The sequence below is a fragment of the Blautia sp. 210820-DFI.6.14 genome, assembly GCF_020558815.1.
Lineage (GTDB): Bacteria > Bacillota > Clostridia > Lachnospirales > Lachnospiraceae > Blautia_A > Blautia_A obeum.
Window position 1 is genome coordinate 43,864 of the sequence record NZ_JAJCKS010000007.1, and the last position, 17,269, is coordinate 61,132.

Genomic DNA, 17,269 nt, shown 5'->3' on the forward strand with positions numbered 1-17,269 from the left:
GTATTATTTGCCTATTATTCTTTTGTAATATTCTGACACTCGGTCATAAGCCCTACATCTTCTAATATCGAAAATAATATCAGGCTCTAAATTTTGTGCGTCTACAAACAACGCTTGCAGACTAACGTGTGGTCTTCTTCCCTGGTTTTTTTGTTCCTGTATTGTCTGACTTTTATTAGCTGGATATTTTCCAAATTCTTCCGAATTGATATGCAAGTCATAAATATAAAGCAAGTTATCATCCAGCTTAAATCTCAAAAATACCAAGTCATCAAATACACATTTTGGTCCAAAAGATGATAAATCTCCTTCAAAGCGGGAAGTTGCTTTAAATTCAATTTTTCGTCCTGTACTTGGATCTGTTGCATCGCCTACCTCATCGCCACGGTTCCATAGATAGCCCAGACAATAGCATCCCATCGGTTCACTAATTGCATCCGGCATATTGATACCTCTGTGACTGTTGTTAGATATATACGTATTCAAGTCCTTCCATTTGAAATAAGCATTGCATGTTTCATCAATTCTGGCATCATCTATCGTGATGTACCCAAATTCATTATATACTGCCATATTTCCTGTTAGAGTGTTCTATCTCTGCACAGAAAAATTATAGCATACTTTAGTCACCCGATACCAGTCATTTATGAAAGTTGCGTTATAATGAGTTTCATCAGCTTTTTCAATTTCATTCCATCCCGTAATCCTAAGCGATAGAAGAATTCCTCTGTCTCCGCTCCGCTGTTAAATATGGCATTGCAGTATTTTGTAATCGTTTCCTCCTGCTCTGGTGTAAGCATAGCAATAACTTTCTGATATTCTTCCTCAATTCCATCTGGTTCTGTTACAGAAGGTTGGCTCATTTTCCACTCTGCATACGCTTTTCCCATGTGCTCTGTTATTGTCAGGTTGATAAAATCTTCAATTTCTTTTGTCATTTTCATTCATGGTCACCATACCTTTTTCACTTATTACTCTGTTAATATATCCAACATAGCCTGTATTGCTTCTTTCAGAATTAGCCCGTCTCTTAATCCCATACGGTAATAAAATTCATTCAGATCACTGCATTTGTTTGAAGTTTCTGTTATGTAATCAAATACAATCTTCCCCTGTTCCGGTGACAGTTTCCGAAGTACTTTCTGCAATTTCAATTCTAATTCCTCATTGAATGGATCATACTGTACTCCATCTTTTTCCTGATAAACCTGCTCCATTCTTTCCCCGATCAGGTCATTCATAAATTCTCTCATTCTCTCTGTTACTTCCATCTGCTTAATCTCCTTTTAAAATGATTTTGATTGTTTCCAGCCATACTACAGTCCAGCCCGAAAGAACAGGCAAGGTGTACAGCACAAAACCTATCACAAGCATTCTGATTGTCTCTGTGCCTGTCTCCTGCCCGAATCCATAGCCTAATATAGCTGTGATACAAATAATCCCCGACAAGACATGAAATATGATGGCAGACAGCCATGTAATGAACATAACCACCAACTGTATAATCGTCAGGCACATTCGCACTGGCAATAACAGAACTCTTATTATAATTCGCATAATCACCATGACTGTCCTCTCCTCTCACTGCTTCAAATATCTGCGGTAACTGTCCATAACTGAATCTGTGACACCGTTTTTATACACCTTTCGGATATCTACAATCTTTTCATCTTTCAACAGTTTCAGCCAATTCAACAGGTCTTTTCTGCTATTGGCAAAGTTACAGCATTTTCCATCAGCATATTCAATTCGGTATCTCATTAGCCCCTCCTACACATACACAATTCAGTCAGTATGATTTCATCTACCCGGCTTCTCACGTTGTTTGCCCGGCGAACCCACTCCATCTGGTCTTTTCGTTTCAATTCCTCTGTAATTCCTTCCTGCTCCATCATCTGATCCATCAGATAATCCCTTCGTTCTACACACTGCTCATTCAGGTCTGCAAGGTAAGTCCAGAGCTTTCCACTCAATGTCAGATAGGAATACAATCCGCTTTTATAGTCTTTCAAGTAATTTCTACGAATACTTCCGTAGAATCCGATATCACGTTTTTCATCCGGCACTGCAATCAATGGCAAATATATTTCTCCGACAAGAATATAATCCAGCCCGTTTTCTTCATCATGAATCAATGGCTCTAATTTTTTCATTTTCTACTACCTCTCTGCTTGCTTTCTCCCTGTCCCTGTGATACGATCAAGCCGAAGCGGTGACAGGTAAATCCTGATCCGGTTCAAGTTCAGACGGCTCTGGTTCTATTTTGCAGGTAGGCTCCAGAGCCTTCTTTTTTTGCTTATCTCTCCATTTTTTCGTCCTTGCAGTCGCTTTCTTACGTTCTTCCAAAACCTTTTCATATTCTTTCATAGCTTTCGGATCACCAGCCTTTGCAGCCTGTTCTATCTCTTTTGCTTTTTTCTGCCTTTTCTGGTAACTCCTTTTACCACTTGCCCGGTCTCTTTCCCGTCTTTCTCTTTCTTTTGCAAGAATCGCTTCATACTGCCGGATTGCTTCTTCATCGCCAGCTTCCGCAGCTGCTTTTATTCTGGCACGTTCTTCTGCTCTTTTCTGTGAACACTTTCTTGAAGCTATCCTCTGTCGTTCCCTTTTTGCTTCTGCCTTTCGTTGTTCCTCTTCCTGTCTGGCTTTTCGTTCCTGTTCCAATTCTTCTTCAGAAAAAGGTACGGCAAACTGTCCGATAAAATTGAAGTAAATATCAATCTGCTGTGTCCGTCCAGTTCCTTTTCCAACCGCTTCATGAACCATAATCTTATCAATAAATTCATTCAACATTCTCGGTGTGATTTCATCAAAGCTCTGATACTTTTTTACCAGCCGGACAAACCGATCTCCATTTCCTGCTGAATCCTCATTCTCTCCAAGCTCCTGTTCCAGTTCAGATACCTTTTCTTCCAGTTCCTGCTGTTCATCATCGTATTCCTTCATCATGCGGTTAAAATGTCTGTCAGGAATCTTTCCCAGCACATTTCCTTCATACAGGTTTTTAATCAAAGTATCCAGCTCTTGAATACGGTTCTTAGCTGCACGGATCTCTTTCTGTGAATCCTGTAAGAATCTTTCACTGTAAGTCTGCCTTAGTTGTCCCACCTGCTCCAAGAATTCTTTCTGATCGGTCAGCACAAATCTGGCAACTCTCCGTATGGAATCATCAACCAGCTGATCCAGTGCCGATGATGTTATGAAATGAAACGTACACTCTTTGTATTTATTTCCGTATGCGGAACAAGTAAAACTGCTGTCTGAATCATAACTTTTTCCATCTTTCCTTTTCTGGGCTTCTGGGCTTCGATAACTCATCCTGCTGCCACAATCCGCACAATACACCAGACCGGACAGCCTGTGCTTATAAGTTCCATTCGCAACACGCTTTGTAACTCTTTTTCGCAGTTTCTGTGCCTGCTGCCAGGTATCTTCATCAATGATTGCTTCATGGGTATTCTCGAAAATAATCAGTTCATCTTCTCTGGCTTTTCTTCTTTTCTTTGTCTTGAAGTTATCACAGATTGTTTTTCCAAGAATTGTATGTCCCATATATTCTCTTTTATCGAGAATCCCACTGACTGCGGTAGCATTCCATATATACGGATCATGATAGCTGTGATTTCTGCTCACTTCTCCATGCCTTTCCAGATACGCTGACGGAATCAAGATATGCTCTTTTGTAAGCATGTCAGCAATCTGTGCCGGTCCATATCCTTCGATTGCCAGATGATATATCTTTCTGACGACCACCGCTGCTTCTTCATCAACTAACAGATGATTTTTATCCTCTGGATCATGCTTATATCCATATGGGATAGCACCACTGCATCGTTTGCCGGATTTCATTCTTGACTTGAAAATAGCCTTAATCTTCTTACTTGTATCTTTGGCATACCATTCATTCATGATATTGAGAAACGGAGTAAAATCATTATCCGTAGGTTTGGCACTGTCAATGCTGTTATTGATCGCTATGAACCGAACATCTTTCTCCGGGAACAAAATCTCTGTGTAGTATCCGACTTTCAGATAATTTCTTCCCAGTCGGCTCATATCCTTTACACAAATGGTATCAATCAGTCCTGCTTCTACATCAGCAATCATCTTCTGGAATCCGGGACGATTAAAGGTAACACCGCTAAAACCATCATCTGTATAATGCCGGATATTGGTTAATCCCTTTGCCTGTGCATATTCCTCAAGATAATTCTTCTGATTTGTGATACTGTTGGACTCTCCCTGCAGTTCATCATCTTTTGATAATCGCTCATAGAGAGCTGTCAGTTTATTACTCCTTGCCATGTTCTTTTCACCTCCTTTCACTGAAATTTTTGCAAATACAGACAAATAAGCGTTTCTTTACATCCTTTGTTGTGAAGCAACGTTTGTTTCTCTGTACTTTATATATTAAGCCCTTGGGATCAGTAACCACAAAGCTCACATTATCCGGCATCTGCATAAGCTGTGGTTTCACATAAAATCTGGTCTTGCCGCTGCCAGATCCCCCGATTACTATGACATTCTTGTTTCTGGCATACTTTGGTTTCTTCGGTCTGCTGTTCATGGTCAGACGTTCCGTTTGTGTCAGCAGAATATTGTTCTCAAAGACCGGATCAATAAAAGGGGCTATATCCTTTTCATTTCCCCATCTGGCAGAACCATATTCTTCTCCCTGGCGAAACTTCTTTCCATTTTTTCCCTTAAAATATACCACTGCCCACACACTGACTGCAGCAATAGTTCCCGCAGCCAGACTTTTCGGTTGTATACTTGGCAGCAACTTTTTAAACGCTAACGGATAGTTCATAAAGAGAACCATCAGCCTGTCCACCACTGTACTGCCTCTGCAATACTGATACAGCCAGGTACATTTATTTACCACATAAAATACAACCACATACGGAATATGCAACAGAACCTTTTTTATCACTTCTGCATTCGGGGGACGCACCTGAAATCCTTTCAGTTTTTTCTTTATATTTTTTATCCCACTCATAAGCTCGGCTCCTTCTGTTTTTCTTTCGATTTTTCCCGTTCTCTCTGTTTATCCTGGCTGCGGGCTGCGATTGCCTGCTGTAATTTCTTACGGACAGACGGTTTCTTTGTTTTATTCAGCGTCTTTCCGGTAAATTCCCGAAATGCCGCTGTCATCACATCCACATCCCTTGCCTTGAAGAAAACGAAATATCGGGGTGGATCTACGGACTTATCACGTTTCAGACTAAAATCAATGCCATATTTTTTTGCCACTTTTTCAAAATCCTTAATGTTGTTATCCGTAATCTCAATGTTGGAAAGCTGAACATTCTGCTGTGCCAGCTTCTTTAAACTCTGCTTCCCATGATAATCTTTATCTGGCGGTCCTTTTACCTGCTGTTTTCTTGCTTTCTCTGCTTTTTCTTTCTCTATTGCTGCCAGAAAACGCATCATTGCCTGTTTCAATAAGCGAACTGTCACTTTTCCGCCAGTGATACACAGGGACACTGTTTTTTCATTCACTTCTTCCTGCATCAATCTGCTCCTTTCTATGGTTTTCCAACAGACGGTCTTCCTTTGCTCCTACCCGGATACAGCAGTACAGAACAAAGTTGACTGCTAATACCAGAAGAATCCCTGCAATAATCAATAACGTTCTCATTTTATACCCCTTTCATCATTCAAAAGGGCATCTATGACTTCTGCTGCTCATAAATGCCCCTCCATTAACTTTTATTTTCTTTTTTTCGCAATCCAGAATGCTGATACACTGCCTGCCATACCTGCTACTGCAAGCAGAATCCAAAGCAGCATATGTGTATTATCTCCGGTTTTCGGTGTATCCGTTACCTGTGTAGATGGTGTTTCCGGTGTTGGTGTTTCTTCCGGTTTTACCTCATCTTTCATCACAACTTTCTGAATCTCCCCGGTATCCTCTACTGTGAACTTCACGTCCTCAGCTACCAGATAGCCGTCAGGGGCAGACTCTTCACGAAGTGTATACTCCCCTATCGGAAGCATTTCAATGTAATGCGGTTTCTCCTCCGAAGTCCAGCTCTCTACTGTCTTACCGTCTTTGTCAAGAATGGTCAGTTTTGCTCCTGGCAGTTCCTTACCGGAAATATCTGTTTTGGAAATTTCTACCTTGGTCACATCATCTTTCATTTCGATTTTCTGTGGCTTTGCAGTGTCTTCAACGGTAAACGTGATGCTTTCTGCTGTCACATAACCATCTGCCGGTTTTGTTTCTGTCAGAGTATATTTCTGTCCGACTACCAGTTCTTTGATGATATGAGCTTCTTTACCGGAAGTCCAGGAATCTACAACTTTACCGCTTTCATCAGTTACCTGTAACTTAGCTCCTTCCAGTTCTTTTCCGTCTGTCAGAGAAGTCTTAGTGATCTCGATTACAGTCGGCTCGTCCTCAAAAGTAAAGGCATAAGATACTTTTTCCTTTTCTGCACCCTCGTACTCAAACGTGAACTCCTGTATTTCATCCGTCGTTGCAAATCCAGATGCCGGTGATGTTTCTTTGATATAATACGCAAAGCCAATCGGTAAATCTGCCGTAAAAGTCAGCTTGCCTTCTTTGTCCGTTGCCAGTTCCTCAATCACAGTATCTGCTTTCAGAATTACTTTTCCGTCTGCTCCTGTAATATCCTCTTTGGCACAGAGGGCAAATACCGCACCTTCCAGTACATGATCAGAATCTTTCTCTTTTTTCACAACTTCCACTTCCGCTTTCTGGCGGTTATTCTGCCAGTCAGCAGAGTAAGTAACCTCTGCAGTATCCTGATCCCGGTATGTCAGATCAATCTCTCTTGCTTCATTATCCAGTACAAAACCATCCACTGTATCTTTTTCTTTTACATAGTATTTGCCAAGCGGAAGTCCGGATATTTTTGCAATACCGGTATCATCTGTTGTAATGGTTGCCACCAGTTCATCTTTTTTATAATAATCTTCACTTTCTCCGTCAGCAGACTTCACATCTTCTAAAGCATAAACTTCAAAAGTAACATCTTTCAGACTGCCTGTTACATACTGGAATAAATGTTTAATCCAGCCTCCAACGGAATCCAGTGCAGTTACTTTATCCAGAAATTCTCCATTTTTATTGATGATAATTGTTCCTGTCGGCACATTATCTTTCATTTCAACTTTCTGGATTTCCCCGGTATCCTCAATCGTAAAAGTAATCTCTTCTGCCTTGAGATATCCATAAGGAGCCATCTCTTCTCTGATCGTATAGGTTTCCCCTACAGTAAGTCGTTCAATCAGATGCTGCTCGCCTTTTACAGATTTCCATGTATCAACTACATTTCCATCTTTGTCCAGAACAGTAAGTGTCGCACCTGACAATTCCACGCCAGTAGTTAAATCAGACTTGGAAACCACAACCTTTGTAGGCTGGTTCTTAAATACGGAAGATAACTGTACTACTTTAACATTTTGTCCCTGATATTCTGCTTTTACTTCCAGAACTTCATCAGAAGATACATAACCGTTTGGTGCCGCAAGTTCTTTGATATAATACTCACCAAATAGAAGATCCTGTGCAAATACCGCCTTTCCATCTCCTCCGGAAACAGCTTTTCCAAGCAGTGTGTCTGCTTTTACAATTACAGCTCCATGAGCTTTCATATCATTCTTTGCATAAAGTCCAAATTCTGCTCCTGCAACGGCTGCTTCTGTATCAGCATCCTGTTTTACTACAGAAATTTCTACTTTCTGACGGTCATTTTCAAAGATAGCTGTCTGCTCAATGACAGGTGTTTCCTGATCTTTGTAAGAAAAAGTGACGGTCTGTGCTTCGCTGTTTAAAACAAAACCATCTGGTGCTGTCTTTTCTACAATCTTATAGCTTCCAAGCGGCAGATTTTTCAGGACCGCTTTCCCATCTTTATCCGTTGTAACCGTTTTTACCAGTGTTCCTGCCGCATATTCCAGAATACGGTTTCCATTATCATCTTTCTGGAAATCTGCAGTATAGATGTCCTCGGCAGCGTAAATCTCAAACTCTGCCCCTTCCAGATTTTCTGTCTGATATGTAAAATCATCCTTGAATCCGTCCAGAACTTCGCCCTTTTTCACGATAGTCAGTTCACCTTTAACTGGATGGTTCTCATAAACTGCTTCAATGATCACATCCCCGGAAGTTCCGTCCATCTGGTATGCAGTATTGGAATCTACTGTTACCTCATAGTAATTTTCATTCAAAGTATATCCATAAGGTGCATTTACTTCCTCAATGCGGTAATGTCCGATTTTAAGATTCTGCGGAAGAATCAAATATCCCTGCTCATCTGTAAAATAGGATTTATGTTTTACCGTAGCCGGATAAGTTGTTACCTGCTCCACATATTTTTCAGTGTCCATATTGAAAATCTTGAACTCTGTATTCTTCTGAAGCACTGCCTTTTTCGTCTCATCATCCTGTTTGATGATTTTCAGTTTTGCTTCAAACTCGTCATCCAGAAGCACTCTCCATGTCTGTGGCTGGTTCGGGTTGTTCTCAGTGATACGCACTGTGAAATCATCTACCGGAGTGTAATTATGAGGTGTCGTGGTTTCACGCACAATATAAGTTCCATAAGGAATCGCAATACTGCAGGCATAACCTTTTTCATCTGTAAAGATTTCTGTTGCTCCGTTTTCCCCGATCACTACCGGTTTTGTAGAATCAAAATCATAGCTTCCATCCTCTTTTACTTTCAGGGAAGATACCAGATAAGCGGTAAATCCTGCCCCTTTCAGTAAGTCGGCATCGGTCTTTCCGTTATTTGCCGCCTTGATAATCTGGAATGGCTGTTTCATTACCTGCTCCAGAGACAGACAGTCACGTTTTACTTCTGCTACAAGATCTCCTTCGTAATTGCAGACCAGATCATGTTCTTCTTCATCTGCCAGATAACCAGTTGGAGGAGTAATCTCTTTCACATAGTAATTACCAAGATATAATCCATCCACAGAAGCCTGTCCATTCTCATCTGTCGTAAGAGTGGCAACCTGTTCTCCTGCTTTATAGATCACGCCAGTAACACCATCCGGATGCACAATATCCTCACGAGCATACAGTCCATATACTGCTTTTTCCAGAGTGGCATCGCCCTGTGGAACTGCCTTTTTGGTTTCTTTATCCTGCTTCTGCAGAGAAATCTTAGCTGTCACACGTTCATTTTTGAATGTATGCTTGAATGTCTGTTTTGCTTCTTTATCATTCGTATAAGAGAAAGCAAACGTATAAACATCATCTGTGTTTCTCACATACCCTTCCGGTGCCTGCACTTCTTTCACATCATAAGAAAATCCAAGCGGCAGGTCTGCTGTAAACTTCGCTGTTCCGTCTGCTCCTGTTGTCGCTTTCTGGATCAGTGTCCCTTTCTTTACAATGACGGTTCCATCCACGTTGGTAATGTCACTTGCAGCATAAAGTCCAAAGATTCCTCCAGCCAGAGGATTTTCTGTATCTTCATCCTGTTTTGTTACCATTACTTCTACTTTCTGTCTGTCATTAGTAAAGGTTGTCTCAGTGAAAACAACATCCACATTCTGTCCTGCATAGGATAATGTTACTGTCTTTTCCTCTCCGGCATTATAGAATCCTGTCGGAGCCTGTTTCTCTTTTACGATATATGTACCAAGATACAGATTTTTAAGAACGGTAGCTCCGTTTGTATCTGTTGTCAGATTCTCTTTTACTAGATCACCCTTGCTGTAAACTTTTGTACCATAAGCAGTTTTAATATCTGCTCCAGCATACACATCATAAACAGCACCACTCTGTCTGCGTTTCTCATACTTAAATGTTGTTCCATTTTCTGTTACATCTGCACCAACCAGAACCTCACCTTCTTTATAAACGGTAAGCTGTCCCATCTGTTCTTCATCTGGAACGGTAACGGTTGTGGTCTTGCTGACTTCCAATTTCACATTGTAAGCTGTTGCATTGATACGATATCCGCTTGGAGCTGTAATCTCTTTCAGATATACAGTATCCTGTGTCTTAGTGATCTGTACGGACGCTTCACCGTTTTCATCCGTCGCAGGTAACTGTGTGATCAGTTTTGTGCATTCTGCATCACTGTATAATCCAAACACAGCACCAGACAGCTTTGCGTCTGACTTGGCATCTTTCTTGATCACCTTAACACTTGCCTGCTGTACCCAGGATACTTTGAAATCTACATATTTCTCATCATCAACGCCTTCACCAAATACCAGAGCCAGATCCTGGTTTCCGGAACCTGTTGAAATCTTATAAGCTGAATAATCTTTGGTAATGCTTCCTTTCATGGTTGCAGACCAGCTTCCTGCCACATCACTCACCTGTGTTAATGGTGCAGACAGATAAAACTTTGTACCACCACAAATTTCCACACTTTCTCCGGCTTTACTTGTTTTACCTGTTGTCAGGTTATGAAGCTGTACACCTGCTGGAAGTTTCATGGTAATGGTCTGTAACGCATCCGCATTAAATGTAATATCCTTTGTTCTCTGACTGTTGCCATCCACATAGGCTTTTACATCTGCATCCGAAAAGGACATTGCCACATCTGGAATTTCCGGCTGTGAAATACAGTAATTATAGAGTTTCATTGCCAGATTCTGTGCTGTACTGTTTGCACCTGAAAAAGCATCCCCACTTCCATTTGCATAAGATGCTGCCAGATGTACCAAGATAAATCTGGCTCCTGTACTTAAATTGCCATATCCGTTTTCTTCTGTAAAAAAACCATCATCACCAGAAGCCTTTGTACCGTAATAGCACACTTTTGCAAGTGCTTTCCCATCACCAACTTTATTGATCGTATAGGTTCCACTTCCTGGCCCTGGTTTGGATGGCTGCACACAGTATGCTGTGGCAGATATATTACCGAATTTTACAGTGTACTGATAAGTAAGATATGTTCCATATCCATAATCTGCATATCGGTATTCTGCCCCTCTGGTCACAGAAACCTGCTGTGAACTTCTGGCATTGCCTGCCGCAACCATAAAGGTTACTGTTTCGCCTTCATTCATTGCATACAGATTAATTCCATTACTCTCTGCCTGCTCCAGTGCTTCTGAAACAGTTAATTCAGATTCCAAATCTGCTGTACTTTCAGAATTTTGTGTTTCCCGGTGCGACTCCGAATCCTCCTCGCTCTGCTCCGTATCTCCAGTATCATCGTCAGCATTCACTGTACTTTCCGAAGCATGCTCTAACTGCACTTCTGTTTCCGGTTCTTTCACTGTAATGTTTCTGCTGATTCTATAAGCAGGATGACCGCTGACTGTTTTTACTGCATAGACAGCTTTGTAAGTATCCGGTGTATGTGTGTCAAAATCTGTACCAGTTTCGTTCTTTGCTTCATGGAATAAAATCTTGATTTTGCTTTCATCTACACCTTCGATTCCCGACAGATCAACTTCTACATCAAATTCCTGCCCGTAAGAAAGTTCAATATCATTTGCCTTTACGATTTCATCCGGATCAAGGGAATCTTGAACGTCTTTTAATTCTGCATACTGCTGTTCAAATGGTATTTCTTCCGGTTCTAATTCAGAAGCCGAAACTGCTACTGGCTGAATAATGACAGAAGCCAGTGTTGCGACTGCCATAAATCCGGACAAGAATCTTTTGAATCTCATTTTCATTTTGACTGAATCCTCTCTTTCTTCTATTATCTGCTCTGTTTTCATGCAGGCTCACACCTGCATTATTCAATCATTGGAACCACCTCCCACATCTTATTACTGATACAGAAATAACTCTGATAACAGCACATTCATATGGCAGTGCCTTTTTTGAAACACCGCCACATGGTATCTGCTGTCATCCTGTAAAACAGGAATGACACTCAGGTAAAGTTCAGGATCAAGCATTAAGCCGCAAGAGGTAATTCGTAATCGTTCCTGCAAAGGGTGCCTCCCATCTGTATCCCTTCACGTTTTCACCGGATTCCCGCCGCAAAAATGCGTAGCTGAAAAATTCCGGGTATCCTCTCGCTGCTGGTATGAAATTGTCAAGGTGCAATTTTTAAGGGGATTTATCTTCTTGAATTGCAAATAGACATTTGCCCCTTCACTAACTGCATGTGTGAAAGGGCAAAAATTAACCTGTTTGAAAAATTTTTTAGATATTTTTATTTCAACATTGTTTTATGTGTTTTCCAGTTGTTCTTTTAATTTCTCCAATACTTTCTTCCTCCGGTTTCTGATCGTCTTTGGGCAGCACCCAAAATACTGTGCTGTTTCTTTTACTGTAAATTCTTCAAAAAACAATAGCGTTATCAGTTCCGCATCCTCTTTAGTCAAATATCCCAGAGCTTCTTCCAGTTCCTGTATTTCTGACAATCTGATAATGATTTCTTCCGGTGATAATACCGAAAAAGAGCAGTCATAGCCTTTTTCCTGTAATTCCTCCATACTACATACTCCATGCCTCTGCATTTTTTCAACCTGGTATCGCTCTTTTCTTCCAGCCTGATACCAAGCCAGATATACTGCCCTGGTAACTTCCACAAGCGTGTCATTTACACGCAGCATATAGCGTTGTCTTTCTTTTGGCTTTTTACCAGGCATACTTCCAGTCTCCTTTTTTCAATACTCTGGCAGAGTCATCCGAATTATTCCGCATTTTCTGCATTGCCTGTGAAATGCACTTTGATACTGCCGGAACTGTAATACCCAGTTCATGCGAGACTTCTTTTTGTGTCTGCTGCTGAAAATAAATACGCTGGATCATCTGTCTCTGTCGCTCTGTCAACAGATTCATCAACTCCCTGACTGTTTCCTCTGCAATGATTCTTTCAAGCAGACATTGTCCTTTATCTGCCACTTCGCACCATTCTTCGGAAATACAGCTATACGAAATGCAATTATTATGTTCTCGTGTTTCCCTGTTTCTCCACAGCCTGTCTTCGCCTTCTAATATCAGCCTTACATACCAGGGTTGATCATCAAAAAAATTCTCCTCAACAACTGCTATTTTTCTTTCTGCTTCATACACATAATCTCGACAGGTAAATAACGGAAAAACCGTTGCATAGTCCCCCACACAATAGAGAACATATCCGGTCTGATATGCGATAATTTCCGCACAATCCATCAACCTTTGCTTCGCAACTGCTACATCGTTTTCTCTTAAATATTTAGCGGACGGAACCTTTCTTCTTTCTTCCCTGTTACTTACAACCTGTTTCAATTCCTGCAATGTAAGCATAATTACCACCTTTCTGCCTGCTGGCAACAGGTGCCCATCGGCAGAAAGGATAGGATTTTTACTGATCAACTGACAAAAAGGACAGTAAAAAACAGCTTCCGGTACACCCGTTTTTTTTAACGAGAGCCTGAAACTTCCTTACTGCCCTTTCTAATAGTTACAATATTCTCTACTTTATTTTCCGTCTGATGCCAGGATCAGACTTCTTGGCATTTCTTTCTGCTTTTATGTTCTTTTCATTTTCCATCAAAACAGAATAGTCTCCCATTGCATCATAAGGACACTGCCTCCGATAAAGCAAATTTTCTTCCCTTGTCATCCATCCTATCTCCCTTCTTTATCTCTCTGTTTTCCATTTTAACAGCACAGGATTCTATTATCCTTAGCATATATGGGGAGTGTTTTTATTTTGCACCCCATATATGGTGAAATTTCACCTGTACTCATTAAAACTGTCTATCAGAGAATCTATGGTCTGCATGATAATTTTCTGCTCTTTCCGTTCCATCTTCTGAATCCGGCAAAGCACTTCCTGAATTGATTCCTGCTTCTCTGTACCGCCTCCCTCTTTTCCCAGCAGGAGATTGGCATCTGTTTCCAATATCTCAATTATCTTCCTGAAAATCTCAACAGACATTGCCGTTTGCCCACCTTCAATCCTGCTGACCGTATTGACACTGATACCTGCTTTTTCCGCAAAAGATTCCTGTGACAACTTCATTTCCTGCCTGCGTTTTCTGATCCGTTCTCCCAATTCAATAAGTTCTGTGGAAATTGCACGATTGCTCAATACGGTGTCTCCTTTCCTGCAATTTGTCCCAACTTTACGCCATTGTGTCGCAAAGTTTCCCGAAAAAAAGCAGCTAATTTTTGTCTTAGCTGCTTTTCAAAAAATCTATTTCATTTTATTCTCGGTATTTTATGTATCCCTGTAAGAACTGTAATCAGAAAAACGCAGAGATAAATGATCGCCTGTCCAATCATTGCCAGAAGAACGATGCTTCCAATCAATCCTCCGATCAGAAGATTCATTGTCCAGACTGCCAGCGTTCCTCCGAGGTCAAAACCTCCTGGAACCATCCAGACACACATTTTTCCGATTCCAAACGGTATCCCCATCAGGAGTAACAGCAAGAAATAATTGCACTTCCCATCCTGGATACAAAACGGTCTTAATACTGCAAACAATACCGCAATCACCAACACTGGTGCTATTACTTTTTTAATCATCTTCTTCATGTCCCTTTATCCTCCATACATATCGTGATTAACCTCAGCCTGATAATAGCTGTTTATCGTTGCCGGAGCATTATACAGGGCGGTCAGAAGATAGGCTTTAATATTTCCAACCTTGGTCGTATTCCGGTTCAGGCAGAACAACACATATTCGATATGTGAATAGTTCAGTTTCATAAACCTGCTTTTCACCAAAGCAACTGGCTTTTCTACTCCCGCAATGCGAATCATACTGTCCTCCGGCATCATCATAACTTCCACTATCAGTTCTACCAGTTCATCTACATCTTCCTTTGCATGATATTGATAATCAATGTTTTCATGGATCACTTCACGATATGCTCTCATCTCCTCCATCACATCTTTTTTCTTTGGGAAATTATTTGATGTGATTGGATAAGATTGATTTATCTCAGTTTCACTAATATCAGTCTTGTTAATATCAGTATTATTAGATTGTGATTTCGGGTATTCTGGATTTGTGATTTCCACTATTCTGGAATGATGATTTTCACTATTTTGGAATTGTGATTCTGGAAATTCTGGATTTGTGGTTTCCACCATTCTTGAATTGTGATTTTCACTATTCTGGAATTGTGATTCCCCATAATCCTGAATTGTGGTTTTCACTACTCCTGAATGATGATTTTCACAATTCAGAGAAATGCCTGTTTTCCCCTTGTTTTCTGCTTCTTGTTGCAAATTTGCACATTCCTTACGTCTTTCCTGTTTCGATTGCAAATCTGCAATTTTTTTATGATCTTCCTGCTCAGATTGCAGATCTGCACAATTACCTGTCGGCTTTTGATCTGGAACCTCTCTGATCATAAAATTTTTCACATAAATAACATTCGGTTTTCCCAGTCCCAGACGTTTCTTCTCTATCAATCCAATCCCATTACTGCTGTCCAGCTCTTTTACCAGTTTCACTGCCTTTTGAGTTCCGCAGTTCATCAGCTCTGCAATTTCTTCCACAGTGAAGATAATGTATACTCTGTCCTCTGAATCCAGCCATCTATTTTTAATGCTCAGGCTCATACGGTCCAGCATCAGACCGTATAATACCTTTGCTTCACAAGAAAGAGTTTTAAAGCAGGATTCTGTAAACAGCACTTTAGGGACACGATAGAAGCTGTATTGTTCCGCTTCCATCCCTGTAAAATAATCAAACTGTATCTTCTGCATCTGCTACTCCTTCTTTGTTTTCTTTCCATTTATCCAAAAGCATGAAAATGACTTCTTCTATCTGTTCTTTAGAATATGTCTCCGGAAAATAATTTCCAATTTTCTTTGCCGGAATCGTCACATTGATCTTACTGCTTTCCTTTTTTAATAAAACAGCATAGATATAACTCTGGTTTAATTTTCCATTTGCACTGCATTCTTTTAACTGTTCTGCCTGTTGTTTTGTCGGAAAAATGCTGCTGTTGGTAATCACTTCCAGAAGCCACCCCTGTTCCTCTGGCTTCAGATAAGACAGCTTTTCTCCCACAATCATAGGAATTTTATTATTGTCCACATATTCCAGCAAAGCATCTGATAATGCCGCCAGACGGATATACCTCTGTACGGTTCTCCCACTGTCCCCGGCAGCTTCCCCAACCATATCTGCTGTATATTTCTCACCTTTACTTCCCTGATGCTTCATTGCATCATATTTCATCTTATAGGCATGAGCTTTCTCACTTGGCAGTAGATTTTCACGCTGAATGTTGGAATCGACCATAATAATGACCGCTTCATCATCCGTATAATTTCGGACAAGAGCTGGCAATGTAGTCTTTCCACACAGTTCACAGCCTCTTTTTCTTCTATGCCCGGAAATCATCTCATATCCGCCATCTGGTCGAGGTCTTACCAGCGCAGGAGTCAAAACACCGTATGTTTTAATGCTCTCTACGGTTTCTGCCATTTTTTCATCATCATTTACATGAAACGGATGATTTTTAAAGGGATAGAGCTTTGCCAGATCTATTTCCACAACCTGGTTCATACTCTTTTCCGGTGTTTCCTCTAATCCCAGTAATTCATCATAAGAGGTAAGCTGAATATCTTTTTTCGGTCTACGCATGTTTCAACACCTCCTGAACCAGTTCCAGATAGCTGTCTGCCCCCTTGCTTTTTCCATCATAGGCAAAGATACTTACACCCTCCGATGCTGTTTCTGCAAGGCTTTCTGTTCTCGGAATCGTCTGCTCAAAAATCCTAATGTCACTTCCGTATGTAGTTTTGATTGCCTGTTTGTTTCTCTTTGCATTATTGTAACGGCAATTATCCATTGTGAATAAAATGCCTTCTATCTGTAAATCCGGATTGAACCTCTGATGGATTCCCTTAATTACTTTCAGTAATTCCATGAGTCCATCTGCCGCATAATATTGTGGCTGCACTGGAATCAGAACACTGTCCGCTGCACTCAAAGCATTGAGCGTCAGCATTCCCAGGGATGGCATACAGTCAATCAGAATATAATCATACTCATCCTTCAGCAGTTCCAGATACTCTTTCAGCACCTTTTCTCTGTCCTCTACTGTAAATAAAGACATATCCATTCCGGCAAGCAATTTATTGGACGGAATTAGGTCAACACCTTCTTCATGGTGCAGAATTGCTTCTTTCGGATCAAATTCCAGTCCCATGATAATGTTCTCCATCATGCTTTTTAATGTTACCTTGAGATTTTTAGGGAATCCCAATCCCATTGTCAAGTGTCCCTGTGGATCAGCATCTACCAGGACTACTTTTTTCCCTGACTTCACCAGTCCGGCTCCCAGATTGATTGTTGTCGTTGTTTTGGCTACTCCGCCTTTCTGATTTGCAATAGCAATTACTTTACACATATAC

19 protein-coding genes are annotated in these 17,269 nt (G+C 40.8%); all 19 read right to left on the bottom strand.

Annotated elements, in window-relative coordinates:
- Nucleotides 1-3: 3 nt before the first annotated feature.
- Nucleotides 4-573 (bottom strand): Bsp6I family type II restriction endonuclease, encoded by a 570-nt coding sequence (locus LI112_RS07585; protein WP_227190471.1) that lies wholly within the window; start codon nt 571-573, stop codon nt 4-6.
- A gap of 71 nt (nt 574-644) precedes the next feature.
- Nucleotides 645-944: a hypothetical protein gene (locus LI112_RS07590; protein WP_227190472.1), complete on the bottom strand. Its 300-nt coding sequence runs from the start codon at nt 942-944 to the stop codon at nt 645-647.
- 27 nt (nt 945-971) lie between these two features.
- The gene (locus tag LI112_RS07595) at nt 972-1,271 is read right to left on the bottom strand and encodes a hypothetical protein (RefSeq protein WP_227190473.1); all 300 of its coding nucleotides are present in this window, start codon (nt 1,269-1,271) and stop codon (nt 972-974) included.
- Nucleotides 1,272-1,275: 4 nt separating this feature from the next.
- Nucleotides 1,276-1,566, bottom strand: a complete 291-nt coding sequence (locus LI112_RS07600) for a hypothetical protein (protein ID WP_227190474.1) — start codon at nt 1,564-1,566, stop codon at nt 1,276-1,278.
- A gap of 15 nt (nt 1,567-1,581) precedes the next feature.
- Nucleotides 1,582-1,761 (bottom strand): hypothetical protein, encoded by a 180-nt coding sequence (locus tag LI112_RS07605; protein WP_227190475.1) that lies wholly within the window; start codon nt 1,759-1,761, stop codon nt 1,582-1,584.
- Nucleotides 1,761-2,153 (bottom strand): TnpV protein, encoded by a 393-nt coding sequence (locus tag LI112_RS07610; RefSeq protein ID WP_227190476.1) that lies wholly within the window; start codon nt 2,151-2,153, stop codon nt 1,761-1,763. Before LI112_RS07610 ends, LI112_RS07605 begins: the two co-directional genes overlap by 1 nt.
- 46 nt (nt 2,154-2,199) lie before the next feature.
- Complete coding sequence (locus LI112_RS07615) at nt 2,200-4,305, bottom strand: recombinase family protein (RefSeq protein WP_227190477.1); 2,106 nt, start codon at nt 4,303-4,305, stop codon at nt 2,200-2,202.
- Nucleotides 4,306-4,312: 7 nt separating this feature from the next.
- Nucleotides 4,313-4,999 (bottom strand): type IV secretory system conjugative DNA transfer family protein, encoded by a 687-nt coding sequence (locus tag LI112_RS07620; RefSeq protein WP_255646906.1) that lies wholly within the window; start codon nt 4,997-4,999, stop codon nt 4,313-4,315.
- Nucleotides 4,996-5,514, bottom strand: a complete 519-nt coding sequence (locus LI112_RS07625) for a PcfB family protein (protein WP_227190478.1) — start codon at nt 5,512-5,514, stop codon at nt 4,996-4,998. Before LI112_RS07625 ends, LI112_RS07620 begins: the two co-directional genes overlap by 4 nt.
- Nucleotides 5,495-5,641: a hypothetical protein gene (locus LI112_RS07630; RefSeq protein ID WP_002594282.1), complete on the bottom strand. Its 147-nt coding sequence runs from the start codon at nt 5,639-5,641 to the stop codon at nt 5,495-5,497. The genes LI112_RS07625 and LI112_RS07630 overlap by 20 nt, the downstream gene beginning before the upstream one ends.
- 71 nt (nt 5,642-5,712) lie before the next feature.
- Nucleotides 5,713-11,622: a SpaA isopeptide-forming pilin-related protein gene (locus tag LI112_RS07635; protein ID WP_227190501.1), complete on the bottom strand. Its 5,910-nt coding sequence runs from the start codon at nt 11,620-11,622 to the stop codon at nt 5,713-5,715.
- A gap of 504 nt (nt 11,623-12,126) precedes the next feature.
- On the bottom strand, nt 12,127-12,549 hold the full coding sequence (locus LI112_RS07640) for an RNA polymerase sigma factor (protein ID WP_005421633.1): 423 nt from the start codon (nt 12,547-12,549) through the stop codon (nt 12,127-12,129).
- Entirely contained in the window at nt 12,539-13,189 is a 651-nt protein-coding gene (locus LI112_RS07645) for a sigma factor-like helix-turn-helix DNA-binding protein (RefSeq protein ID WP_118741642.1), read from the bottom strand. The genes LI112_RS07640 and LI112_RS07645 overlap by 11 nt, the downstream gene beginning before the upstream one ends.
- A 169-nt stretch (nt 13,190-13,358) precedes the next feature.
- Nucleotides 13,359-13,508, bottom strand: coding sequence for a hypothetical protein (locus LI112_RS07650; RefSeq protein ID WP_015543441.1), 150 nt, complete (start codon nt 13,506-13,508; stop codon nt 13,359-13,361).
- Between the two features lie 114 nt (nt 13,509-13,622).
- Entirely contained in the window at nt 13,623-13,979 is a 357-nt protein-coding gene (locus LI112_RS07655) for a helix-turn-helix domain-containing protein (RefSeq protein WP_227190479.1), read from the bottom strand.
- A 110-nt stretch (nt 13,980-14,089) separates the two neighbouring features.
- The gene (locus tag LI112_RS07660) at nt 14,090-14,428 is read right to left on the bottom strand and encodes a DUF6050 family protein (protein WP_227190480.1); all 339 of its coding nucleotides are present in this window, start codon (nt 14,426-14,428) and stop codon (nt 14,090-14,092) included.
- A gap of 6 nt (nt 14,429-14,434) precedes the next feature.
- Complete coding sequence (locus tag LI112_RS07665; RefSeq protein ID WP_227190481.1) at nt 14,435-15,610, bottom strand: DUF6017 domain-containing protein; 1,176 nt, start codon at nt 15,608-15,610, stop codon at nt 14,435-14,437.
- Nucleotides 15,591-16,496, bottom strand: a complete 906-nt coding sequence (locus tag LI112_RS07670) for a ParB/RepB/Spo0J family partition protein (RefSeq protein ID WP_002594290.1) — start codon at nt 16,494-16,496, stop codon at nt 15,591-15,593. The genes LI112_RS07665 and LI112_RS07670 overlap by 20 nt, the downstream gene beginning before the upstream one ends.
- The gene (locus tag LI112_RS07675) at nt 16,489-17,265 is read right to left on the bottom strand and encodes a ParA family protein (protein ID WP_226845024.1); all 777 of its coding nucleotides are present in this window, start codon (nt 17,263-17,265) and stop codon (nt 16,489-16,491) included. The genes LI112_RS07670 and LI112_RS07675 overlap by 8 nt, the downstream gene beginning before the upstream one ends.
- Nucleotides 17,266-17,269 lie beyond the last annotated feature (4 nt).